Here is a 23,603-nt window from a genome sequence, read left to right on the forward strand (position 1 = left end):
GCGCGGTGGGTGCCGCGCCGGGCCACGGGCCGCGCGCACCCCGCACCGCACACAGGCAGCACACGGACGGAGGGGGACCATGCCCATGCTGCGCGTCGACCGCCATCTGACCGCCGACGACCTGGCGAAGGCACTGCGCCGGGACGTCTACGACGGGCTGATAGCCAGCCCCAAGACACTGCCGCCGAAGTGGTTCTACGACGAGCGCGGCAGCGCCCTGTTCGAACGGATCACCGAACTGGCCGAGTACTACCCGACCCGGGCCGAGCGCGCGATCCTCACGGCGCGCGCCGAGGAGATCGCCGCGGTCACCCGTGCCGACACGCTGGTGGAGCTCGGCGCCGGGTCGGGGGAGAAGACCCGGCTGCTGCTGGAGGCGCTACGGGCCGGCGGGACGTTGCGGCGCTTCGTCCCCGTCGACGTCAGCGGCGACTTCCTGGAGACGGCCGCGGCCCAGATCGCCGCCGACCATCCCGGGCTGCTCGTCCAGGCCGTGGTGGCCGACTTCGAGCGCCACCTGCACCTGCTGCCCGGCGGCGGCCGCCGTCTCGTCGCGATGCTCGGCTCCACGATCGGCAACCAGACCCCGGAGCAGCGACGCTCGTTCCTCACCGACCTGCGCACGTCCATGGCGCCGGGCGATGCTCTGCTCCTGGGTCTGGACCTGGTGAAGGACACCGGCCGGCTGCTGGCGGCCTACGACGACGCCGAGGGCGTCACCGCGGAGTTCGACCGCAATGTACTGCGTGTCATCAACCGGGAGCTGGACGGGGACTTCGTCCCGGAGGAGTACCGGCACGTCGCGGTCTGGAACGCCGGGGCCGAGTGGATCGAGATGCGGCTGCGCGCCGAGCGCCCGCAGCGGGTGCGCCTGGCCGGGCTGGACCTGTCCGTCGACTTCGCCGCCGGTGAGGAGCTGCGGACCGAGATCTCGGCGAAGTTCCGGCCCGAGGGCGTTCGGGCGGAGCTGGCGGAGGCGGGGTTCGCGGTGCTGCGCTGGTGGACGGACCCGGCCGCGGACTTCGCGCTCGTCGTGGCCGGCCCGGTGGCGGTGGCGTCCGGGTAGCCGGGATCACCCGCCGGCCGGGCGCGGCGGCTCGTCCGGTGTGGACGCCGGGCGGCGCGGGCCGCCCCGGCCGGCGGGCCGCGGCCGGAGGCGCGGACGGCGGAATCTCCCGGAGCGGGCGGTCCAGGGGTGATCAACACCTGGGCTACTGTGGGGTACCCGGGAGGGCAGGATATGGATTCTCACGACGATTTCGCCGTTCTTACCGATCCGGTATGCCAAAAAATCCTTGCGATTCTGGACAAAAATGGAGAAACGTCCTTTGACGGAATCGCCGCCGAGCTCGGTTCTCCCGACGCGGGCGGGCTCTACACCCGCCTCCACCTGCTGCGCGAGCACGGGCTGGTGTCCTGCCGCGAGGAGGGCGGCACCACCTGTTTCTCGATTTCCTACGAAGGCCCGGCGCGGCAGGTCGTATCCTTCCTGACGGAGCTCCTGCACACCTCGCTGGGTGATCTTGGTCACGCCGCGCGGAGTGTCACGGGCGGTCAGGTCCGCCGGCTCCACCGCGACGGGCGCCTTGAGGGAGAGGGCCGCACGGCCTAGGGACGCCCGACGGACGCCGCCCGTGGCGAGCGGTGTCCGGTGGCATGGTCGCCGCTCGCCACGGGGGTCGTCGCCGCGGTACCGGCGCGCCGGGATTCCGGCCCGCCACACCGGAGACCGAGGACGAGGACCGACCCCAGGGAGCGACATGGGAGAACTGACCCTCACCACGGAACGTGTCGTCGAGCTGCCTCCCCACCAGGTGTACGCCATGTTCGGCCACGGCTCCGGCGCCGGCTGGCTCTTCGACGCCCGCTGCGACGAGGTGGCTGTGGGGTCCCTGGTCACGCTGCGCGTGCCGCTGGAACAGGGCGTGGGCGGTCCCGCCGACATCGTCGGGCGCATCAGCGGGCTCGCCGCGGGACGGCGGATCGACATCACCCACGACTTACCGTGGCGCGGCCGGCTGCGGATGCGCTTCGACGCGCACGGGCCGGGCGCGACCCGGGTGCGGGTGACCGCCGAACTCGGTCCGGGGGCCCTGCCGTGGTTCCTGCGGCGGCGGGGGATCCCGGCCACCGGCCCGGTGCCCGAGACGGCGCACCCGGTCGGCCTGCTGTGCAGCAAGTCCGGACCCGGCGGCGTGTTCGCCGCCGCCACGGAGAACCTGGCGCTGCTCGGAGCCGACCAGGTCAACGCCGAAGGCGGAATCAACGGCCGGGACGTCTGGCTGGTCGTCGGGGACGACGCCACGGACCCGCGCACGGCCGTCGCCGAGACGCGCCGGCTCATCCGGGCCGGGTGCCGGGCGATCATCACCAACGTCACCTCGCAGAGCTTCGACGCCGTCAGCGTGGTCGCGCGGCGGGCCGGAGTACTGCTCATCTACACGCCGGTCAACGAGGGCGGTCCCGCCCACGAGCTCGTGTTCCGGCTCGGGGAGCGCCCGGAGGGCCAGCTCGACGCCGCGATCCGCAGGCTGATGGGCGCCACCGGCGGGCGGTACTGGTACCTCGCCGGCAACGACTACTCCTGGCCGCGGGACAGCAATGTCTGGGCGCGCCGGGTGATCGCGCGGCACGGCGGCGTGGTCGTGGGGGAGTCCTACCGGGCACTCGGCACCGGGGACTTCTCCTCGCTGATCGACGACATCGCCGCCTCGGGCGCGGACCTGGTGCTGTCGACCTTCGTCGGCGCCGACGAGGTGGCGTTCGAGCAACAGTGTCACGCCATGGGGCTGCGCGACCAGTGCCGCACGCTCTCCCTCGCGCTGGACGAGTTCACCCGCTCGGCCATCGGCGACACCGCGAGCAGCGGTCTGTGGAGCGTCTTCGGGTACTTCGAGAACCTCGACAACGCCGCCAACCGGGAACTGCTCGGCCGCTACTACCGCGAGTTCGGCCGCTGGGCGCCGCCGCCGTCCAGCATCACCGAGTCGGTGTACGAGGCACTGCACCTCTACAGCGGGGCCGCGCGGGCCGCCGCCGACGACGAGCCCCGCAGCGTGGCCCGTGAGCTGCGCGGCCGCTCCTTCCGTGGGCCGCGGGGGACCGTGGCGGTCACCGGCCCCAACAGCTACCGCCAGCCGCTGATGGTCGCGGAGGCGACGCCGGGCGGCTTCTCGATCGTGGCGGAGGTCGAGCCCGGGCGCGACACGGCGGTGTAGGGCGGTCCGGCCCCGGACGCTGTGGAGGCGCAGGCGAAGGCGGTGCCGGGCCGACGCGCCACCCGCCGAATACCGCGAAAACCCCGAAAGTCGACAAAAGGAGCAATTGACCTGCGGGGTAGGAGGCGTTACTTCCTGCCGTGAAATTCCGATTAGTTGATGATTCACTAAAGTCGCATCGAACGGGAAAGAGAGCAGCGTATTCCTGTTCCCCCTCCTCCCAACGACGCGCTAGGAGTCATCAGTGACGGTCGTCCCTCCGACCTCCGAACAACTCTCCGCCATCGCCCGCCGGTACGGAATGCACCTCTCCGAGGCCGACCTCGCCTCGTTCGCCGAAATCTGCGGAGGCGCCACCGGCTCCTACGACCGGGTCGCCGAACTCTACGCCCGGACCCGCCCCACCGCCCCGGACCGCGACTACTCCCACGTCAAGCCGGACGACAACCCCCTCGGCGCCTGGTACGTCACCGCCGACATCACCGAGACCGACTCCGGGCCGCTCGCCGGCCGCCGCGTCGTGATCAAGGACAACGTCTCGGTCGCCGGCCTGCCCATGATGAACGGCTCGGTGACCGTCGAGGGCCACGTGCCGCTCCGCGACGCCACCGTCGTCTCCCGGCTGCTCGCCGCGGGCGCCACCATCGCCGGCAAGGCCGTATGCGAGGACCTGTGCTTCTCCGGCGGCAGCCACACGGCCGCCACCGGGCCGGTCCGCAACCCGTGGGACACCACGCGCACCACCGGCGGTTCCTCCAGCGGCAACGCCGCGCTGCTGGCCAGCGGAGAGGTCGACCTGGCCATCGGCGGCGACCAGGGCGGATCGGTGCGGATGCCCGCCTCCTTCTCCGGCGTCGTGGGCCACAAGCCCACCCACGGACTGGTGCCCTACACCGGCGCGTTCCCCATCGAGACCACCATCGACCACCTCGGCCCGATGACCCGCACCGTGCGCGACGCCGCGCTGATCCTCGGCCTCATCGCCGGCCCGGACGGCCATGACCCCCGCCAGAGCGGACACACCGCGCAGGACTACCTCGCCGCCGTGGAGAAGGGCGTCGAGGGGCTCCGGATCGGCCTGCTCACCGAGGGATTCGGCATCCCCGGCCTCAGCGAACCCGAGGTGGACGACTCCGTCCGCCGCACCGCCGCGCGCCTCGCCGAGCTGGGCGCCGAGGTCGTCGAGGTGAGCGTGCCGTGGCACACCGACGCCATGCACGTGTGGAACGTGATCGCCACCGAGGGCGCCACCGCCCAGATGATCGACGGCAACGGGTACGGCCTCAACTGGTCCGGCCGATACGACCCGGAACTGATCACCCACTATGGGGCCCGCCGCAGGGTGCACGCCGACGACCTTTCCGAGACCGTCAAGTACGTGGCGCTCACCGGCCGGTACACGCTGGACCGCTACCACGGCGGGCACTACGCGATGGCCCGCAACCTGGTCGGCGAGATCACCGCGGCCTACGACGCCGCCCTGCGCGACGTCGACGTCCTGGTGCTGCCCACCACCCCGATCCGGGCCACCGAGATCCCGGGCCCCGACGTGTCGCGCGCCGACTACATCGCCCGCGCCCTGGAGATGGTGCCCAACACCGCCCCGTTCAACGTCACCGGCCACCCCGCCACCAGCGTGCCCGCCGACCAGGCCGGCGGGCTGCCGGTCGGCCTGCAGATCGTCGGACCCCGGTGGGACGACGCGCGCTGCCTGCGGGTGGCGGCGGCCGTCGAACGCCAGGCCGGCGGCTTCCCGACCGCGCCGCCGGCGTGACCGAGGCGTGGCCGGGCTATCGGCGCGATCGGCCCGGCCACGCCCTCAGCGGCGAGCGCCGGCCACCAGCCGCCGCTCGCCGTCGCGCCGCCGCCTGCCGCGCGACCGCTCGCGCAGCAGGCGCAGGCTGCGCCGCATCGGGAACTCGCGCACCGCGGCCGGCAGCAGCGGCCACACCAGCCGCAGCCCGCCGAACAGCGCGCGCAGCAGCAGTTCGCGGACCGGCCCCCACGTCAGCCCGTACTGCGCGCGGATCCCGGGCGGCAGCAGCCCCGCGGTGAGGAACCGCTGCACGGCCGCGAACGGGCGCAGTGCGACGTCCCGTGGCCGGAACAACTGGTCGGCGATCTCGCGCGCCTCGTCGCCGACCCGCAGCGTGGCCACCATCGACTCCCAGTAGGCCGCCGAATCGGCTCGCGTCGCCGGCCACAGCTCCTCGGGGAGCCCCAGCGCGGTGCCGAGCACCGCGTACTGCCGGTGCGCCTCGTCCAGGTCGGCGGGATCCAGGGGCCCGATGGCGCGCTGGTAGACGGTGACGGCCGCGTGGTGCAGGGTGGCGGCGACCCACAGCTGCAGCTCGGGGTCGGCGGCGTCATAGCCGTCGCCGGCCACCGGGCGATGCGCGGCCCGGACCCGCCGGCTGACCCGCTCGGCCTCTTCCCGGGTACCGAAGATGACCGCGTAGACGTAGCCGAGGGTCCCGCGCAGCCGCCCGAGCGGCCGCCGCCCGAAATCGCTGTGCCGGTGCACGCCGCGTGCCACCGCGGGATGCGCCACCTGCATGAGCACCGCGTAGCCGGCGCCCCCGAGAACGATCGCCTCCCGCGCGACTCGCCGGATCGCCCCGGAGTCGTGAAACAGTCCGGAGTCCATGACCGAAATTTTAGGGGCCGGTGACCTGCCGCTTGACCAGGAGGAACGGCTGCGCGGCCGGCGGAAGCCGGTCTCCCTGCCGTTCTACGGACCGGAGCTCGGGGAGGTGGTGCGAGAACGGTGTGCCACGGCGTGACCGGCCGGATCCGAACCCGGACGGTGATGCGGAGCCCGGCGCGGTCCGCGCGGCCGGAAGCGACGAGGGCGTGACCGTGCTTTCCACGGGGGGCGGCCCCTATCCGGTCGTGGCCGCCTACGACGACGGCCGCCTCCGCTGGCGGCGCGACGGTCGGCGGCTGATGGCGGGACCCGTGGGGGACGGGCCGGCCCTTCTCCGGGATTACCGCCCTGAGGGGCGTCTCGAAGCGGTTCGGGTCGCCGACGGTGAGCCGGTTTGGACCGGACCGGAAGATCTCCTCCACGGGGATTGGGCCATCACGCCGTCCCACCTCCTCGTCGGCCCCACGGTCAAGGAGGATCGGGACCTCTCTGATGTGGTCGCGGTCGATCTCGGTGACGGTTCACGGCACTCGCTCGACCTTCGCCCGCAGGCGCTGTTTGCCATCTCGGGCCCGGTGGTGATGCGCGACGGCTATATCCGGGCGGCACCTTGGCCAGGAGTGACCGTCGTCTTCGACGGTCCATGAGCGGCGCGCGGCGCGCCCACCCGGCGCCCGCCGCCCACCACAGGCGCGCACGCGCCGTGGTTCCGGTCAGCGGGCACGTATGGGGGACCGGCCGCCGCCGTCCCGTGGCCACGGGTCACTCGTTCTCCCTGGGAGCCGCCGGCTCCACCGGGACGGCCTCCTCGCGCTGCCGCGGCACCGTGGCCACCGGCTGGGGACGGCGGACGCTCACCACACCGTCGTGGACGCGCACGTCGAGTACGGGCTGGGGTGCGGTGGCCGGCCCGCGCATGACCGCGCCGTCGCTGAGCCGGAAGGTGCTTCCATGCCAGGGGCAGGTGACGCAGCCGTCGGCGACCGTGCCGCGCGACAGCGGGCCGCCCATGTGGCCGCAGGTCTCCACGAGCACCCGCACCTCCTCGCCGGTCCGCACCGCCATGATGGGCGTGTCACCGAGCATGCCGTGCACCGGCCGCCCCTCCGCGAACTCGTGCAGGGCCCCGATGTCGTGCCAGTCGCCCGGCAGGCGGTCGAGCAGGTAGTCGGAGTGGCTGGCGCCGCCCGCGAGCGAGTAGGCGATGTGCCCGCCGAGCAGCCCGCCGATCCCCACCGCCGTCAGCCCGGCCAGGCCGATCGCCCGGCCGAGCCCGTGCCGACCCCGCGACCGCGCCGCCGACGACAGGGCGTACAGCCCCAGCGCGGCCGTGTTGGCGGCGGCGTGCACCAGGCCGACGCGGCGGTGGCGCTGCTGCTGGTGGGACCAGTCCACGGCGCCGGCCAGCGCCGCGGGCGCGGCGGCCACGATGCCGAGCGTGACCAGCCGGTGCGCGGCACGCTCGTGTCCGGGGAACGCGTCCAGCACGGCGGCCGACATCCACGAGCCGATCGGCACCTGGACGAGGACCGGGTGCAGCGGATGCCCCAGCGGGATCCCGTTCAGCGTGTCCCGGAAGCGCCCGGGCGGGATGGCGTCGACGGCGCGACGCAGGACGGCGACGGTGCGGTCGAGGCCGGTCATGCGCTCGATCCGGCGGATCTGCTCTGCCACTCTCATGGGCGGCCTCGCTACCCCGATGCGCCGTGTTGAATCCGGGACCCGCCGCCGTCTTGCGGGTCAGTCCCAGACCGGCCCGCGCCGGGTACGGCGCACCAGCGCGACGAAGTCGAACGCTCCCACCAGCGTGAGAACCCCGAGCACCGCCGCGAGAGCGGTCTGTCCGGTGACGAGCGCGATGATCCCCAGCCCGGCGAAGGCGATGATCCCCGGCGTGGTGATGGCGAACCGCAGGCTCGCCGCGCCCGCGGGGCAGCGCTCGTTCGGATGTGGTCGAGGTCCCATGCGTCCTCCGGTCCGGTCGTGTTCGGGCAGGGAGCGGCCACCGCCCCGCCCCCTGCTAACCCGGAGGTCGCCCGGCCAAACGCCGGGATTCGCCCGCGCGCGCGGTGGACCGTCCCGGCACGGCCGGTAGCGGTCAAGGCTGCTGCGCGCAAGGGCGCTTCCGTCGGGTCGAGCGGCACGTTCGGCGTGTTCGCGGGCCCGTGCCCGGGCGGCGGCCCGGCGGTGGTGCTCCGCACCTCTGTCGGTGGACCGGCGACCGGCCGGCTGCGGCGCCGATTCGCCGCCCCCAACGCCTCCACCTTCCGTGGCGGCTTGGATACCGTCGTGCTCGTGCCCCCGTCGGCCGTGGGGGCGTTCTCCGCCCGCCGATGACACGAGGGAGCCGCCCACGATGACCCCGCCGATCGTGCTGCGCGCCGCCGGAACCGCGCTCGTCATCGACCTCACCCCAGAGGGGCTGCCGTCCGTCGCGCACTGGGGCGCCGATCTCGGGCCGCTCGACGGCGGTGCGGCGCGGCGGGTCGTGGAGGCCGGTGCGCCGCCGCTGCCGCACAGTTCCGTCGACTCGCCAGGGCGGCTCACCCTGCTGCCCGCCGAGGCCGAGGGGTGGCGTGGCCAGCCCGGTGTGGCCGGGCATCGGGACGGCGTGGTGGCGTACCCCAGGTGGCGGGTCGGCTCCGTGCGCGTCTCCGCGCTGGACGGCGGGTCGCCGGCCGAGCCCGGTGGCGCGGCGGGCGAGGGCGGCCGGGTGGTGGTCACCGCGGCCGACCCCGGGCTCGGGCTGGCGCTGGAGTCGGAGGTCCGGATGGAGCGCGGCGGGCTGGTGCGCCTCCGGCACGCGGTCACCAACACCGGGAACGGCGACTGGACGCTGGACGGGCTGCTCGCGGTCATGCCGCTGCCGCCCGAGGCCACCGAACTGCTGGACCTGACCGGCCGCTGGTGCCGGGAACGGGTGCCGCAGCGTCAGCCGTTCGGCTACGGCACCCGGCTGCGCGCGTCGCGGCGCGGGCGCACCGGGCACGACGCGCCGCTGCTGCTCGTGGCCGGCGAGGCGGGCTTCGGGTTCCGGCACGGCGAGGTGTGGGGCGTGCACGTCGCGTGGAGCGGCGACCACGCGCACCTCGCCGAGCGGCTCCCGGACGAGGCCGGGCAGGCGGCCGGGATCCTGGCCGGCGGCGAGCTGCTCCGGCCCGGTGAGATCCGGCTGGCGGCGGGCGCGACCTACCGGACGCCGTGGGTCTGTTACGCGTGGTCCGGCGCCGGGCTGGACGGCCTCTCCGCCCGCGTGCACGCCTGGCTGCGGGATCGCCCGGAGCACCCGCCACAGCCGCGCCCGCTCGTGCTCAACACCTGGGAGGCCGTCTACTTCGACCACGACCTCGACCGGCTGCGCGCACTCGCCGACGTCGCGGCGCGGGTCGGCGTGGAGCGGTTCGTGCTGGACGACGGCTGGTTCACCCACCGGCGGCACGATCGCGCCGGGCTGGGGGACTGGACGGTCGACCCCACAGTGTGGCCCGACGGCCTGCACCCGCTGTTCCGGCACGTGCGCGACCTCGGTATGCAGGCCGGGCTGTGGGTGGAACCGGAGATGGTCAACCCCGACTCCGACCTCGCCCGCGCGCACCCCGACTGGCTGCTCGCCGCCCCCGGCCGGACGCCTCGGGAGTGGCGGCACCAGCTCGTCCTGGACCTCGGGCGGCCCGAGGTCACCGAGTACCTGCTGGACCGGCTGGACGCCCTGGTCGCCGAGTACCGGCTGGACTACCTGAAGTGGGACCACAACCGGGATCTGCTGGAGGCGGTGCACGCCCCCACCGGGGCCGCGGGCGTGCACCGGCAGACGGCCGCGCTGTACCGGCTGCTCGCCGAGCTGCGGCGGCGGCACCCCACCCTGGAGATCGAGTCCTGCGCCTCGGGGGGCGGCCGGGTCGACCTCGGCATCCTCGCCCACACCGACCGGGTGTGGGCCTCGGACACCAACGACGCCCTGGAGCGGCAGGCCATCCAGCGGTGGACCGGCCTGCTGCTGCCCCCCGAGCTGGTGGGCAGTCACGTCGGCGGCCCGGTGGCGCACACCACCGGCCGCACGGCGCCACTGCCCTTCCGCTGCGCCACCAGCCTGTTCGGGCACGCCGGTATCGAGTGGGACATCACCACCTGCACCGACGGGGAACTGGCGGTGCTGACGGCGTGGACCGCGCTGTACCGGGAACTGCGCCCGCTCCTGCACACCGGCGTGACGGTGCGCGCCGACCTTCCCGACCCGACGGCGTGGCTGCACGGCGTGGTGGCGCCGGACCGCGCCGCCGCCGTGTTCTGCTACGCCCGGCTGGCCACCTCGCCGGCCGCCTACCCCGGCCGGGTGCGGCTGCCGGGGCTCGACCCGGAGCGCGGCTACCGCGTCCGTCCTCGCTGGGAGCTGGGGGAGCCGAATTTCGGCCATGTCGAGCCGCCCGCGTGGCTGCGGTCGGGGGAGACCGTGCTGTCCGGGGCGGCGCTGGGCCGGGCTGGGCTGCAGATGCCGGTACTGCGCCCGGAGAACGCGCTGCTGCTGCACGTCACCGAGGCGTAGCGGACGGGAGGGACCTGGCGGGCCGCTCACCTGCTCCGGCGCGGCAGCTGCGGCCGGCCGGCGGCGTCGCGGAGGATGACCGCGGGGCGAAGCGGCGTCGAGCCGCGGTTGGTCCCGGGGATGGCGAGCGGGGCGTTCTTGGCCGGCTTCTCGGCCGTGTGCTGGACGGCGTCGAGGACGGTGACGGTCCCGGCGTAGCGGCTCGGATCCGCCGTGTCGCGCGCCGGCCGCCGGTCGGGGGAGCGGACCGCGAGGGGGCGCGCGGGGAACGGCGCGAGCAGTGTCCCGCCCTCCTCGGTCCGGAGCCAGCCCGGATAGGCGGCCCGCCGGGCGACCATCTCCTTGGCCAGCTGCTCGCTCGCTGCCTGCGGGGAACGAGCACGGTGTTCGAGGTGTCTGTTGAGCCCGAACGCCACTCGGAACAGCTCCGTCGTCTGGGTGACCGAGGAAACCGCCAGCCGCCGCTTGCCGTTCACCGACTCGTGGCCGCGCAGCACGTCGTTGTAGGCGCTCTGCGCGATCTCCCGTCTCAGCCACGGCAGGTGCGGAGCGTTCGTCGTGAGCAGTTCGCTCAGTTCCGCCACCGAGAGGAAGTACCGGTCCAGTGCCGCTCGCTCCAGCAGCATGCCGCTGCGCGGCGTCATGAAACCGGCGAGCTCCCAGTCGATGATGCCGATGAGGCGCTCGGGCGGGTCCGTGGGATCGACGGTGCCGGCGGATCGCAGGGTGAGGTTGTCGAGGTGGGCGTCGCGGTGCACGAGCCGAGTCGGCTCGGCGTCCTTGTCCGGCGGCGTGTAGTACCAGCTCCACTTCCGCGCGATCTCGTCGGCCGGCAGCAGCCCGAAGCCGCGCAGGGCGTCCGCGCCGTAGCGGCGTTCGGCGTACCGGGCCGAGCGGATCACCTGGGCGGCCAGGGCGGCCTCCAGCGTGGGCGGGTTACCGTTCAGCTCCAGCGGGATCACGTCGCTGCCCGGCACGTCCTCGCACATCGCCTCGATGTTGGCCCGCTGGTGTTCCAGGGCGGTCCGGTACCCCTCGCGGCGGTGCGGGGCGGACCAGTCGATGTCGGCGATGGCGTTGAGGTTGCGCAGCGCGTAGTCGCGGACCGTCTCCTTGGTCAGGTACGGCGGCGGAGCCTCGTCGCTGAGTCGCCCCAGGTAGTTGATGACGATGGTCCGGCTCAGCGGACTGTGGTTGGTGACGGAGAGGACGTCGGGCGTGAACTCCACGTCGCCGAGCAGGTCGAGCACTTCGACCTCGTCCAGGACGCGCAGGTCGTACGGGTCGCGGAACGCCGTCTCCCGGGTGACGATGTAGCTGTCCGGGTGATCGTCGATCCGCTGCGTCCGCACCCGGTTGCTCATGCCCTTGCCCGAGGCCGGGTGAAGCACCGGATACTTCCACCAGCTCAGCCCGTTGGCCATGGTCGGTCTCCTCTGCCGGCCGGGGCGCCGCCCTCGGCCGCCCACCGCGCGTCCTTTCGACACCCTATTGGCCGGGCCAGAGCGAACGATTATCCGGGCGGCGCCGTGCTGCCGCGCACCACCAGGCTGGTGGCCAGGTCGAGGCGGAGGTTCGCGGGCTGTTCGCCGCGGCTGAGGGCCAGCGCGAGCCGGGTGGCCTCCTCGGCCATCTCGGTGAGCGGCTGGCGGACCGTGGTGAGCGGCGGGCCCACCCAGCGGGCCAGCGGGAGGTCGTCGTACCCGACCACGCTCAGGTCCTCGGGGATCCGCACGCCGGCCTCGCGAGCGGCCTCATAGACCCCGAGCGCCTGCAGGTCGTTCCCCGCGAACACGGCGGTGGGCGGGTCGGCCGCCGCGAGCAGCCGGCGCCCGGCGGTGATACCGGCCGAGACGTGGAAGTCGCCGGGCAGCAGCAGTTCCGGATCGGGGGCGAGGCCGGCGGTCTCCAGCGCGGCGCGGTAGCCGTCGATGCGGGCCCGCACGCACAGCACGTCGCGCGGGCCGCTGATCATGGCGATGCGGGTGTGGCCGAGGTCGAGAAGGTGACGGGTCGCGGCCAGACCGCCGTTCCAGTTGGCCGAGCCGACCGCGGGCGTGTCCGGCTCCGGGGTGCCGACGGGGTCGACCACCACGAGCGGGATGCCGCGCGCGGCCAGCCGGGCGCGCTGGTCGGCGGCCAGGTCGGAGAAGACGAGGACCACGGCGGTCGATCTCCGGGCCAGCGCCTCGGCCACCCACGCCTCCCGCCCGGCCGGGTCGCCACCGGACTCGGTCAGCACCACGCTGACCCCGGCCGACCGTGCCACCCGCTCGACGCCCCGGATCACCTCGACGGCCCAGGCACTGTCCAGCTCGTGGAAGACGAGGTCGATCACGGCGCTGCGTCCGCCCGGTCCGCGGCGGCGCCGGTAACCGTGCCGCTGGATCAGCTCTTCGACGCGGGACCGGGTGGCCGGTGCGACGTCGGCGCGCCCGTTGAGCACCTTCGACACCGTCGGCACCGAGACGCCGGCGGCCTCCGCGAGTTTCGCGATGGTCATCGGCGGGTTTCCGGGGCGCTCCGGCCGACCGGGCGAGGGTGGTTGCGGTTCGGCGGTCACACCAGGCGAGCCTACCCGTGTCCGCCGAGCTCACGCAGGGCGGCGTGATTCAGGTCTCATTCGGCTATTGACGGGCCGGGTCCGCCGACGTACGTTCGGGCTTCCGAAGACTTTCGCTGGCTACACCGACAGTTTCGAAAGGCGTGAGTGCGGTGGCTGCTGTGACTGCCCCGGATGCCGTCGAACCACGGGCCGTGCGCGGCGTCGCGGCGGCGCTGACCGCCCTCGCCCTCGCCGGGGCGCTCACCGGCTGCGGCGCCGCGGGCGCGGGCGACGATGACACCATGGACGTCTGGATGTACCAGGACAGCCTCAACGTCGTGCAGCAGGCGGCGGTGGAGCGTTTCAACGCCGAGCACGCCCCCGAGGCCGAGGCCGTCATGGTGGAGATCCCCGGCGACGGTTACGAGGACAAGCTGCGCACCGCGATGGGCGCCGACGACCAGCCCGACGTCTTCTTCAACTGGGGCGGCGGCGGCATCCGGCCCTACGTCGAGGCCGACCTCCTGCTGCCGCTCGACGACCTCCTCGCCGGAGACCCGGAGTTCCGCGACTCCTTCCTCCCCGCCGTCCTGGAGGCCGGGCGGATCGATGGCGTCCAGTACGGCATCCCGCTGCGCGGCACCCAGCCGGTGCTGCTCTTCTACAACCGCGAGGTGTTCGACCGGATCGGCGCGGAACCTCCCGAGACCTGGGACGACCTCCTCGACCTGGTCGACCGGTTCCGCGAGGAGGGCGTCATCCCGTTCGCGCTCGCCGGCGCGACCCCGTGGACCGAACAGATGTGGCTGCAATACCTGGTGGACCGGTACGGCGGCCCCGAGGTCTTCGCGCGCATCCAGTCCGGCGATCACGAGGGGTGGCGCGACCCCGCCGTGCTGCGCGCCGCCGAGAGCGTGCGCGACCTCGTCGACCGGGGCGCCTTCGGCGACAGCTTCGGCTCGGTCAGCTACACCGAGGGCGCCGCCTCCGCCCTGCTCGCCGAGGGCCGGGCCGCCATGCACCTCATGGGCGCGTGGGAGTACTCCACCCAGCTCGCCGACGCCCCCGCGTTCGCCGAGGACGACCTCGGCTACGTCGCCTTCCCGACCGTGCCCGACGGCACGGGCGACCCCGCGAACCTCGTCGGCAACCCCACCAATTTCTTCTCGGTGACCGCCGACAGCCCCCACGTCGACCAGGCCCTGGAGTTCCTCCGGGTCACCACCGGCGACGAGTACGTCGCCGACATGGTCGCCAACGGCGAGGTGCCCACGACCGCCGACGCCGCCGACCTCTTCGCGGAGGCCCCCGACCCCGAGTACGCCGAGTTCCAGTACGACCTCGTCCAGCGGGCCCCGAGCTTCACCCTCTCCTGGGACCAGGCGCTGCCGCCCTCGGTCGCCGCGCCGATGCACACCGAGATCCAGAAGCTCTTCAACGGGCAGAGCACCCCGCAACAGTTCGTCGACGCCATGGCGGCGCTGCGGTGAGCGCGGGCGCCCGCCGCCGGCCGCTTCGGGGCGGGCCGGCCCGCCCCGGGGTCGGCTGGGCGCTTCCCGGGGTGCTGTTCTTCCTGCTCTTCGCCGTGGTCCCGCTGCTGCTGGTCGGTTACCTCTCCCTGACCTCGTGGGAGGGACTGGGCACCCCGCGCTTCGTCGGGGCCGAGAACTGGACCCGGCTGGCCGGCGACCCCGTGATGCGCCAGGCGGTGCTGCTCAGCGTCGCGCTCACCGCCGCCACCTGGCTGGTGCAGACCCCGATCAGCCTGCTGCTCGGGGTGTGGGCGGCCGGACCGCAGCGCAACCGCGCCGTGCTCTCCGCGATCTTCTTCACCCCGCTGCTGCTCTCCTCGGCCGCCATCGCGATCGTGTGGAAGGCGCTGCTCGACCCCAACTTCGGCCCGCTCGCGCGGCTGGCGCCGTGGCTCGGCCTCTCCGGCATCGACGTCCTCGGCAGCTCCGGCGGGGCGTTCCTGGCCGTGGTGTTCGTCAGCGCCTGGCAGTTCATCCCGCTGCACACCCTCATCTACCAGGGCGGCGCCCGCCAGATCCCCGCGGTGCTGTACGGCGCGGCCGAGATGGACGGCGCCGGCCGGCTCCGGCGGTTCTGGCACGTGACACTGCCGCAGTTGCGGCACACCGTCACGACATCCTCGGTGCTGATGATCGTCGGCGCCCTCACCTACTTCGACACCGTCCTCATCCTCACCCAGGGCGGCCCCGGCACCGACACCTCGATCGTGCCGTACCTGATGTACCGCGTCGGCTTCGTCGGCTACGAGATGGGGTACGCCAGCGCGATCGCGGCCACCCTGGTCGTCGCCGCCACGGCGGTGTCCCTGCTGCTGGTCCGGTTCACCGGATTCGCCGCCATGCGCAGCACCCGGGAGGGCATGTGAACCCCGCGCCCGTGTCCCGCACCGGCCGCGGTCGGACGGCCCGGCGGCCGGCGCGCGCCCTGCGCCGGGCCAACCTGCTCGCCGGCGCCGGCGCCCTGGCGTGGCTGGCCGTGGTGGCACTGCCCGTGTACGTCCTGCTGGTCGCCACGGTCCGCCCCAGCGACGGCTACCTGCGCGACGGCCCCCTTACCCCGCCGTCTGACCCCACCCTCGACAACTACGCCGAGGCGGTCCGCAACGGCTTCCTCACCTTCGTGGCGAACACCGCGGTGGTGACGGTGGCGGTGGTGGCGCTCGTGGTCGGCCTGGCGGTCCCGGTCGGCTACGCCGTGGTGCGGGCCCGCAGCCGGTGGAGCGACGGGGTGTTCCGGCTCTTCCTGCTCGGCCTGGCGATCCCCGCGCAGGCCGTGGTGGTCCCCGTGTACCTCATCATCGTGGAGCTGGGGCTCTACGACTCGCTGATCGCGATCATCCTGCCCACGGCCGCGTTCGCGATGCCCGTCTGCGTGCTCATCCTCGCCGGCGCCATGCGCGACATCTCCGAGGACCTGTACGAGGCGATGGCGCTGGACGGCGCCGGCGACGTCCGCACCTTCCTGCGACTGGTGGTGCCGCTCTCCCGCGCCGGGATCGGCACTGTGGCCATGTACGCCGCGCTACAGGCGTGGAACGGCTTCCTGTTCCCCCTCGTCCTCACCCAGTCCCCCGACCAGCGGGTCATCACCCTCGGCCTGTTCGAGTTCCAGGGCCAGTACCGGGTGGACATCCCGGGGCTGCTCGCCGCCGTGGCGCTGTCCGCCGTGCCGATCCTCCTCTGCTACCTGCTGGCCCGCCGCTCCCTGGTGCGCGGCCTGATGGGGGTAGGCGGGCGATGACGCGGGCCCGCGCCCCGCCGCGGCGCCGCCCCGCCCCGGAGACCCGACCACCCGGCAGCACCCCGAGGAGGGCACCGCATGACGCTTCCCACCGACCATGAGCAGCAGGCCGCCGACTGGCGGGACCCGGCGGCGCCCGTCGCCGAACGGGTCGCGGCGCTGCTCGCCGCGATGACCCTGGAGGAGAAGGTCGCGCAACTGGGCGCGGTCTGGATCGGCGGCGACGGTGGTTTCACCGACGGCGGTTCCGCCGACGGCGACCCGGCCACCGGGGCGGCGCCCGCCGGGACGGGCGAGCCCCCCGGCGCCGGGCGAACCGCCAACGTCGCCCCGCACCAGGACGAACTGGCCGGCCGGTCGGATGGGTGGGAGACCGCGGTACGGTCCGGGCTCGGGCAGTTCACCCGGCCGTTCGGCACCGCGCCGGTCGACCCCGCCGAGGGCATGCGCCGGCTCGCCGAGCACCAGCGGCGCGTCATGGCCGCCAACCGGTTCGGCATCCCCGCCCTGGCACACGAGGAGTGCCTGTCCGGGTTCACCGCGTGGACCGCGACCGTCTACCCCACCCCGCTGGCCTGGGGTGCGGCCTTCGACCCCGAACTCGTCGAGGAGATGGCCGCCGCCATCGGGGCGAGCATGCGCGCGGTGGGCGTGCACCAGGGACTCGCGCCCGTGCTCGACGTCACCCGCGATCCGCGATGGGGCCGCACCGAGGAGACCATCGGCGAGGACCCCTATCTGGTGGCCACCGTCGGCACCGCCTACGTGCGCGGATTGCAGTCCGCCGGGGTCGCCGCGACCCTCAAGCACTTCGTCGGGTACTCCGCCTCGCGCGGCGCCCGCAACCTCGCCCCGGTGTCGGTCGGCCCGCGCGAACTCGCCGACGTGCTGCTGCCGCCGTTCGAGATGGCGGTGCGCGACGGCGGCGCCCGGTCGGTGATGCACGCCTACACCGAGAACGACGGGCTGCCCGCCGCCGCCGACCCCGGACTGCTCACCGCGCTGCTACGCGACCGCTGGGGGTTCACCGGCACGGTGGTCGCCGACTACTTCGGCGTCTCGTTCCTGCACACCCTGCACGGGGTCGCCGGGGGCCCGGCGGAGAGCGCGGCGCTCGCGCTGGCCGCGGGCGTGGACGTGGAACTGCCCGCCACGCACTGCTACGGCCCGCCGCTGGTCGCGGCGGTCCGGGCCGGCGCCGTACCCGAGGAGCTCGTGGACCGCGCCGCCCGGCGGGTGCTCACCCAGAAGTGCGAACTCGGCCTGCTGGACGAGGGGTGGTCACCGGACCCGCCCGCCACCGCACCGTCCGAGGGCGAGACCGGTTCCGGGGCGGGAACCGGCGGGGTCGACCTCGACCCGCCGGAGCAGCGCCGCATCGCCCGGCGGCTCGCCGAGGAGTCGGTCGTCCTGCTCGCCAACGACGCCGGGCTGCTGCCGCTGCGCCCCGGCGCCCGCCTCGCGGTGGTCGGGCCGCGGGCCGACGATCCGCTGGCGATGCTCGGCTGCTACTCCTTTCCCAGCCACGTGGGCGTGCGCCACCCGAACGTGCCGCTCGGCGTGCGGGTGCCGACCCTGCTGGCGAGCCTGCGCGCGGAACTGCCCGCCGCCCGGATCCACTACCAGGCCGGATGCGCCGTCGACGACCCCGACACGTCCGGGATCGATGCCGCGGTCGACGCCGCCCGCGCCGCCGACGTGTGCGTCGCCGTGCTGGGAGATCGCGCCGGCCTGTTCGGCGGCGGCACCTCGGGAGAAGGCTGCGACGTCCCGGAACTGCGGTTGCCCGGTGTCCAGGAGCGCCTGCTCGACGCGCTGCTCGACTCGGGGACGCCGGTCGTCCTCGTGCTGCTCACCGGCCGGCCGTACGCCCTCGGCGACTTCGCCGGCCGGCTCGCCGCCCAGGTGCAGGCATTCTTCCCCGGCGAGGAGGGCGGGCCCGCGGTCGCGGGGGTGCTCTCCGGACGGGTCAATCCGTCCGGTCGGCTGCCCTTGAGCCTGCCCCGCCGGCCGGGCGGCCAGCCGGCCGGCTACCTGGCCCCGCGGCTGGGCCACCTCGGGCAGGAGAGCTCGGTCGACCCGACCCCGCTCCACCCCTTCGGGCACGGTCTCGGCTACACGGAGTTCGTCTGGGAGGAGCCGCGGGTCGCCGACGCGCCCCCGCCGGTGGAAGGCACCGTCCGGGTGGGCACCGACGGCGCGGTCCGCGTCGGCTGCGCGGTCCGCAACACGGGCGGTCGCGACGGGACCGAGGTGGTCCAGCTGTACCTGAGCGACCCGGTGGCACGGGTGACCCGGCCCGTGCGCCGGCTGGTCGGCTATGCGCGGGTGGCCGTCCCCGCTGGGCAGACCCGCCGGGTGGAGTTCGACGTCCCCGCCGACCTCGCCGCCTACACCGGCCCGGACGGCCGGCGCATCGTTGAGCCCGGCGAGCTGCGGCTCGCGCTGGCGGCCTCCAGCGGCGACGTCCGCCACACGGTGCGGATCCGGCTGACCGGAGAGACCCGCGTCGTCGACCACACGCGCCGGCTCACCAGCACCGCGACGGTCGGCTGAGCGGGGCCCGGACGCGGAAAAGCCCCAAGACATGACGAGCGGGCCGGGGAACGCCGGTCCCCAGCCCGTTCCGCAGGTAGGGAATCGCTACGGCTGGCGGTGCTCCGGCCGCGGCTCGGTCCGCGTCTCCGGGCGGGCCGCCGGCTCCTCGACGCCCCGGCGCGGCGGCGCGACGCGTGCCGCGTCGGCGCGGCCGGTGCGGTAGGCGGCGTCGGTCCCCCAGGCCCAGCCGCCTGTGCATCCGGCGATGGCCAGGACGTTCAGCGCGATGGCGGCGACCGACCAGAGCGGGAACGCGAACATGAAGCACAGCTGCGCGATGATGTTGATGCCGGCGAGCACAACGCCGGCGGTGCGCGCCCACGCCTGCCCGCTGTACAGTGCCAGCCCGGCCAGCACCAGCAGCACGCCCATGATGATCATGAGAGTGCCCCACGCTCCGAAGCCCCATAGGAACATGTCGGTCCCGAGCACCATGAAGTGGTGCGGCGTGACGAGCGCCGCCAGACCCTGGATGATGTTGAAGACACCGACGACGAGCAGCATGGTGAGGGCGAAAACGCCCCCTCCGCTGAAGCGGGACACGTTCATCTTGCGACCTCCCAGAAACGTTGGTGCAAGCTGTCGGCCCGGCGGTCCGGGCACCGGTCATTCTGCTGTTGACGAACCGGTCCGGGGAGCGATCCCCGCCGCCGATCCGCTTCTTCGCTACGCGGCTGCGTGCCCCTGTTCGGGCGGCTCCGCACGGCCGCGCAATGAACGTCCCAATCTGACGGTAAGCCGGGGACCCGCATCCGGCGGGCAAACAACGGTGCATGATTCGGTAACCGGCCTGTCCGCGCGGCCCCGCGAACGGCCCGGTGGGTGCGGATCGGACGACGGCCCCCCGGTTGAGGCGGGGTCCGGCCGCCCGCCATCCTGGGAGGGCCCGGCGGCCGTGCGCCGCCGGGCGGCCACGGGTGCACGACGCGAGAAAGGGCGGGACCGGATGGGGCTGCGGGAGCCGAGACGGCCGGCGGCGGTGCTGTGGGATCTGGACGGGACGCTGGTCGACTCCGAACCCCTCTGGGGCGTCGCCCTGGACGAGGTCGCGAACGCGATGGGCCGGCCGCTCACCGACGAGGTGCGGCTGGAGATGGTCGGCACCGACGCCGAGGCCACGATGGCCATCCTGGCCCGGCATACCGAGGCCGCGGTGACGCGGGCCGAACTCGACGCGATCCACGAGAAGGTGCTGCGCCGCGTCGAAGGGCTGCTCCACGACGAACTCGACGTGCTGCCGGGCGCCGTCGAGACCCTGCACCGGGTGCGCGCCGCCGGAGTGCCCATGGCCCTGGTCACCTCCTCGCCCCGGCGTACCGCCGAGCCCGCGCTGGCCCGGCTCGGCCCCGGCCTGTTCGACGTGGTGGTCACCGCCGAGGACGTCACCGCGCGCAAGCCGGCGCCCGAACCGTACCGGCGCGCCGCCCGGCTGCTCGGGGTCGCCGCGGCCGAGGCGTGGGCGGTCGAGGACTCCGTCTCCGGCGCCGCCGCCGCGGCGGCCGCCGGGTGCCGGGTGTTCCTCGTCCCGGGCGCCACCGCCGACGGCGCGGCCCCGGGCGCGACGGCCCTCGCCTCCCTCACCCAGATCGCGGAGTGGGCGGTCGCGGCCGGCCCGCTCACCTGACGGCGCCGGGCCGGGCTCAGCCGGCGTCCACGTCGACCAGCACCTGGGAGAAGTCACCGGCGCGCAGGGCTTCCTCCGGGATCATGAAGTGCAGGTGCCCGTCGCCGTGGGCCCACTGCCACGTCTCGTTGCTGGACAGCGTGAGCAGGTGCCGGTGGCCTTTTCCGCTGTGGGTGTGCAGCCAGCGAGGGTTGAGGAAAGGCATCCAGCCGAACGCCTGGTCCAGGCACAGGTGGGGGCGGTCGTCCACGTACGGGGCCCCGGCACCGTCCAGGAGGCCGTAGACAGGGCCCAGGATGCGCGCGACGTGATCGGCCGGGTCGCCCTTCCACTCCGGCCCGGCGCCGGTGAGATCACCGAAGTCGAGGTCCGCCAGCACCGGGTCACAGGTGTGACCGAGCATCTGCGGCAGCGTGATGGCGGGCCGGGCGTGCAGCGCTACCGCGGCGAAGGCGGTCACCTCCTCGGGTGCCGGTACCGGTGCGGCGAGGTGGGGGTCGGCCGGTATCACCCGGCCGGCCCCGCGGGCGATGCTGTACCCCAGGGCGCCGTCGGCCTCGTACTGGTGGAAGAAGTTGAGCAACCCCGGCCGGACCGGCAGGTCCTCGTGGGCGAGCCATGGGGCGAGCGCGTCGGTGTCGAGTACCGCGAGCAGGTTGAGCGGGACGCCCTTGTGGTCGGGCCACGGTGTGCCGGGCTCCAGCAGCGCCGGGCCGCCCAGACGGCAGCGACCGACCGGTGGCCGGTCGTCCCGAGCCGGGATGAGGGGGAAACCGGGCCGGGCGAGTGCGGCGATCTGCGGTCCCAGCCGCTCTCCGAAAACATCGACGCACGTCCGCCGGATCCCGGCGGCCGAATCCTGGTGGTGCATGGCAGCGCATCCCATCACACGCCGGTGACGGTTCGGCCGGCCGCGCGCGGCGAGCCGCCGGGCGCAGCCGGCGGCTCGCCGTTGGGTGTTTCTGGTTGCGCTTGCCGCCTCGCTTTCCTTCGCCGCTGACGCGGGGGGCCTTTGGCGGTCGGCGTCGGCGGCTCCGGAAGCTCGGCGGCTCGCCGCTCGGTGTTTCTGGTCGCGCTTGCCGCCTCGCTTCTCTACGCCGCCGACGTGAGGGGGCTTCGCCAGGGGGGCGTCGGCGGCTTCGGGCGCTCGGCGGCTCGCCGCTCGTCAGCCTCTGGGGTCGCGGGCGATCGCCACCGGGCCGTGCGCCAGGCTGAGCAGGCCCTGGCCGACGGAGCCGACCAGCAGGCCGCTCAGCCGGTTGTGGCCGCGGGAGCCGATGACGGTGAGGTCGGCGTCGCGGGACGCCTCGGCGAGCGCCGGCCGGACGTCCTCGCCGGTGACGGTGGTGCGCACCCGGACCCCGGGGTGCGCGGCTCCGGCCGCCTCGATCCGTGCGGACAGCGACTCCGGCAGGCTGCTGATCGCCGCTCCCGCGTGCACCACGAGCAGTTCGGCGCCCTGCAGGTCGGCCTCCAGGTAGCCGAACTCCAGCGCGGCCACCGAGTGCTCCGCGTCATCGACCCCCACCACGATCCGGCCGAGGGGTTCGAGGGGCGCCTGGCGGACCACGACCACGGGACCGTCCGCCTGGGTGGCGACCTGCCGGCTCACCGAACCGGCGACCAGGCCGGACAGCCCGCCCAGCCCTCGCGCGCCGACGACGACCAGGTGGCGGGCCGATTCCGCGGTGAGCACGGCCGCCGGTGCTCCCTCGCGCACCTCCACCTGTGCGTCCACGCCGGGCGCCTGCTCACCCGCGTGCGCGCGGGCCGACTCCAGTTGGTCCTCCAGCTGACGGCGGACCAGGTAGTCATGGCGGGACAGCTGCCTGCCGGTCGGGTTGGTGATGCCGTCCGGGCCCACGGCGACGATCCGCAGAGGGACGCCGCGCCGCCGGGCCTCGTGCGCCGCCCAGCCGACCGCCACCAGGCTGGACTCCGATCCGTCGATGCCGACCATCACCGGTAACATCCGGTCCCCTTCTCTGTTCGTGTCCGTGCGCGTCGCGGGCGTCGCCGGAGGTCGGGATTCCGTCCCACGGCCGGGTCCCGGGCCGGTGGCGCCCACGGCACAATCGCACATGGCGGCCGGTGCCAGGAAGGGGGCGCCGGGTTACGGGCGCGGGCGGCCGGCCGTTACGGCCGGGCGGTGGCCGCACCGTTCCCGGCCACCGCGCGGGCGAGCGCCCCCGTGACGCGGAGTCCGCCCACCACGGTGCCGCCGCCCAGCACGGGCGCGTCGGCCAGGGACGCCAGTGCCGCCGGGTCGACCCCGCACAGCGCCAGGGCCGCGGCCGTCACCGGCATGCGGGCCCGGTCGCCGCCGTCGGCGATCTTGACGCCCACGGCCCGGCCGTCCGGCAGCGCGGCCACCTGCACCCCCTCGAAGCCGTCCTTGGCGATCAGGCCGGGGACGGCTTGCATCAGGTGGGTGACGTCCCGGTTCTCCCCGGCGACCATCTCCGGGTGCCGGCGGATCGCCCGCGCCACCCTGCCCTCGGGGGTGTGCTCGGGGGCGGCGGCGATCCTGGCCGCCGCGCGGGTGAGGCCGAGCAGCGAGACGGCGAACAACGGCGCCCCGCAACCGTCGACGGTCACCCGGGAGACGGGCTCGCCCGCCAGGTCGGCCACCGTCGCGGCGAGCTCCCGCTGCAGCGGATGCCGAGGGTCGGTGTAGTCGTCGGTGGACCAGCCGCGCCGCCGGGCGGTCAGCAGCATCGCGGCGTGCTTGCCGGAGCAGTTCTGTGCCAGCCGGTCGGCGGTGCGGCCGCGCGCCAGCCAGGCGGCTTGTACGGCCGCGCCGTACGGCAGGTCGGGAACGTTGCGCAGGTCGGCGGGGGTCAGCCCTCCGGCGTCCAGGATCCGCCGCACGCCGTCGATGTGCCGGTCCTCTCCCGAGTGGCTGGCCGCGGCGAGCGCCAGCAGGTCCTCGTCCAGCTCCAGCCCGGCCCGCAGCATCCCGACCGCCTGCACCGGCTTCAGCGCCGAACGCGGGTAGCACGGCGTGCCGGCGTCACCGGCGGTGAACCGGACGGCCCCGTCGGAGTCCAGCACGACGACGGAGCCGTGGTGCACCCCCTCGATGAGGCCGGCCCGCACGAGGTGGGCGACGGGGACGTGCGACGGCTCGCGGACGACGGGTGCGGTGTTCATGA

At 74.3% G+C, this 23,603-nt stretch carries 21 protein-coding genes; 12 read left to right on the forward strand and 9 right to left on the reverse strand.

Annotated features, from left to right (window positions below):
• The first annotated feature begins 85 nt into the window (after positions 1-85).
• The 4 genes from egtD to ACFQRF_RS18360 all read left to right on the forward strand — a co-directional run bounded on the left by egtD (position 86) and on the right by ACFQRF_RS18360 (position 4,992).
• Positions 86-1,066, forward strand: a complete 981-nt coding sequence (gene egtD, locus ACFQRF_RS18345) for an L-histidine N(alpha)-methyltransferase (protein WP_379872393.1) — start codon at positions 86-88, stop codon at positions 1,064-1,066.
• Positions 1,067-1,240: 174 nt separating this feature from the next.
• The gene (locus ACFQRF_RS18350; protein ID WP_379872339.1) at positions 1,241-1,612 is read left to right on the forward strand and encodes a winged helix-turn-helix domain-containing protein; all 372 of its coding nucleotides are present in this window, start codon (positions 1,241-1,243) and stop codon (positions 1,610-1,612) included.
• A gap of 148 nt (positions 1,613-1,760) precedes the next feature.
• The gene (locus ACFQRF_RS18355; RefSeq protein ID WP_379872340.1) at positions 1,761-3,218 is read left to right on the forward strand and encodes a substrate-binding protein; all 1,458 of its coding nucleotides are present in this window, start codon (positions 1,761-1,763) and stop codon (positions 3,216-3,218) included.
• A 244-nt stretch (positions 3,219-3,462) separates the two neighbouring features.
• Positions 3,463-4,992, forward strand: a complete 1,530-nt coding sequence (locus ACFQRF_RS18360; RefSeq protein WP_379872341.1) for an amidase — start codon at positions 3,463-3,465, stop codon at positions 4,990-4,992.
• A 45-nt stretch (positions 4,993-5,037) separates the two neighbouring features.
• Here ACFQRF_RS18360 and ACFQRF_RS18365 read toward each other — a convergent pair whose 3' ends face one another.
• Positions 5,038-5,865, reverse strand: a complete 828-nt coding sequence (locus ACFQRF_RS18365; RefSeq protein ID WP_379872342.1) for an oxygenase MpaB family protein — start codon at positions 5,863-5,865, stop codon at positions 5,038-5,040.
• On the opposite strand from ACFQRF_RS18365, the gene ACFQRF_RS18370 reads away from it, so the two are divergent.
• On the forward strand, positions 5,864-6,001 hold the full coding sequence (locus ACFQRF_RS18370; protein WP_379872343.1) for a hypothetical protein: 138 nt from the start codon (positions 5,864-5,866) through the stop codon (positions 5,999-6,001). The genes ACFQRF_RS18365 and ACFQRF_RS18370 overlap by 2 nt on opposite strands.
• Positions 6,002-6,110: 109 nt before the next feature.
• Positions 6,111-6,512: a hypothetical protein gene (locus tag ACFQRF_RS18375; protein ID WP_379872344.1), complete on the forward strand. Its 402-nt coding sequence runs from the start codon at positions 6,111-6,113 to the stop codon at positions 6,510-6,512.
• 115 nt (positions 6,513-6,627) lie between these two features.
• Here ACFQRF_RS18375 and ACFQRF_RS18380 read toward each other — a convergent pair whose 3' ends face one another.
• Positions 6,628-7,545: a Rieske (2Fe-2S) protein gene (locus ACFQRF_RS18380; protein ID WP_379872345.1), complete on the reverse strand. Its 918-nt coding sequence runs from the start codon at positions 7,543-7,545 to the stop codon at positions 6,628-6,630.
• 60 nt (positions 7,546-7,605) lie between these two features.
• Positions 7,606-7,830 (reverse strand): DUF6343 family protein, encoded by a 225-nt coding sequence (locus tag ACFQRF_RS18385; protein WP_379872346.1) that lies wholly within the window; start codon positions 7,828-7,830, stop codon positions 7,606-7,608.
• Positions 7,831-8,221: 391 nt separating this feature from the next.
• Between ACFQRF_RS18385 and ACFQRF_RS18390 the strand changes: the two genes are divergently transcribed.
• Entirely contained in the window at positions 8,222-10,408 is a 2,187-nt protein-coding gene (locus ACFQRF_RS18390; RefSeq protein ID WP_379872347.1) for an alpha-galactosidase, read from the forward strand.
• A gap of 26 nt (positions 10,409-10,434) precedes the next feature.
• On the opposite strand, the gene ACFQRF_RS18395 is transcribed toward ACFQRF_RS18390, so the two are convergent.
• Both ACFQRF_RS18395 and ACFQRF_RS18400 read right to left on the reverse strand, forming a co-directional pair.
• Complete coding sequence (locus tag ACFQRF_RS18395; RefSeq protein WP_379872348.1) at positions 10,435-11,832, reverse strand: phosphotransferase; 1,398 nt, start codon at positions 11,830-11,832, stop codon at positions 10,435-10,437.
• 89 nt (positions 11,833-11,921) lie between these two features.
• On the reverse strand, positions 11,922-12,911 hold the full coding sequence (locus ACFQRF_RS18400) for a LacI family DNA-binding transcriptional regulator (protein WP_379872349.1): 990 nt from the start codon (positions 12,909-12,911) through the stop codon (positions 11,922-11,924).
• A 221-nt stretch (positions 12,912-13,132) separates the two neighbouring features.
• On the opposite strand from ACFQRF_RS18400, the gene ACFQRF_RS18405 reads away from it, so the two are divergent.
• From ACFQRF_RS18405 to ACFQRF_RS18420, 4 genes are all read left to right on the forward strand, one after another.
• Complete coding sequence (locus tag ACFQRF_RS18405; RefSeq protein WP_379872350.1) at positions 13,133-14,443, forward strand: extracellular solute-binding protein; 1,311 nt, start codon at positions 13,133-13,135, stop codon at positions 14,441-14,443.
• Positions 14,440-15,351 carry a carbohydrate ABC transporter permease gene (locus ACFQRF_RS18410; protein WP_379872351.1) on the forward strand — a complete coding sequence of 304 codons (912 nt, stop codon included), beginning with the start codon at positions 14,440-14,442 and terminating at the stop codon, positions 15,349-15,351. Before ACFQRF_RS18405 ends, ACFQRF_RS18410 begins: the two co-directional genes overlap by 4 nt.
• Complete coding sequence (locus ACFQRF_RS18415; RefSeq protein ID WP_379872352.1) at positions 15,348-16,226, forward strand: carbohydrate ABC transporter permease; 879 nt, start codon at positions 15,348-15,350, stop codon at positions 16,224-16,226. Before ACFQRF_RS18410 ends, ACFQRF_RS18415 begins: the two co-directional genes overlap by 4 nt.
• 78 nt (positions 16,227-16,304) lie before the next feature.
• A complete protein-coding gene (locus ACFQRF_RS18420) occupies positions 16,305-18,782 on the forward strand; it encodes a beta-xylosidase/alpha-l-arabinosidase (RefSeq protein WP_379872353.1) in 2,478 nt (825 codons plus the stop codon).
• Positions 18,783-18,869: 87 nt separating this feature from the next.
• Here the strand turns inward: ACFQRF_RS18420 and ACFQRF_RS18425 are convergent, their stop codons facing one another.
• Entirely contained in the window at positions 18,870-19,373 is a 504-nt protein-coding gene (locus ACFQRF_RS18425; protein WP_379872354.1) for a DUF7144 family membrane protein, read from the reverse strand.
• A 397-nt stretch (positions 19,374-19,770) separates the two neighbouring features.
• Between ACFQRF_RS18425 and ACFQRF_RS18430 the strand changes: the two genes are divergently transcribed.
• The gene (locus ACFQRF_RS18430; protein ID WP_379872355.1) at positions 19,771-20,448 is read left to right on the forward strand and encodes an HAD family hydrolase; all 678 of its coding nucleotides are present in this window, start codon (positions 19,771-19,773) and stop codon (positions 20,446-20,448) included.
• A gap of 16 nt (positions 20,449-20,464) precedes the next feature.
• Here ACFQRF_RS18430 and ACFQRF_RS18435 read toward each other — a convergent pair whose 3' ends face one another.
• The 3 genes from ACFQRF_RS18435 to ACFQRF_RS18445 form a co-directional block, all read right to left on the reverse strand.
• Complete coding sequence (locus ACFQRF_RS18435; protein WP_379872356.1) at positions 20,465-21,319, reverse strand: DUF1963 domain-containing protein; 855 nt, start codon at positions 21,317-21,319, stop codon at positions 20,465-20,467.
• Between the two features lie 294 nt (positions 21,320-21,613).
• Complete coding sequence (locus ACFQRF_RS18440; protein ID WP_379872357.1) at positions 21,614-22,420, reverse strand: universal stress protein; 807 nt, start codon at positions 22,418-22,420, stop codon at positions 21,614-21,616.
• Positions 22,421-22,584: 164 nt separating this feature from the next.
• A complete protein-coding gene (locus ACFQRF_RS18445; protein WP_379872358.1) occupies positions 22,585-23,601 on the reverse strand; it encodes an asparaginase in 1,017 nt (338 codons plus the stop codon).
• Between the last annotated feature and the right edge of the window lie 2 nt (positions 23,602-23,603).

The organism is Marinactinospora rubrisoli, assembly GCF_042664915.1.
In the GTDB taxonomy this organism is placed as follows: Bacteria; Actinomycetota; Actinomycetes; order Streptosporangiales; family Streptosporangiaceae; genus Marinitenerispora; species Marinitenerispora rubrisoli.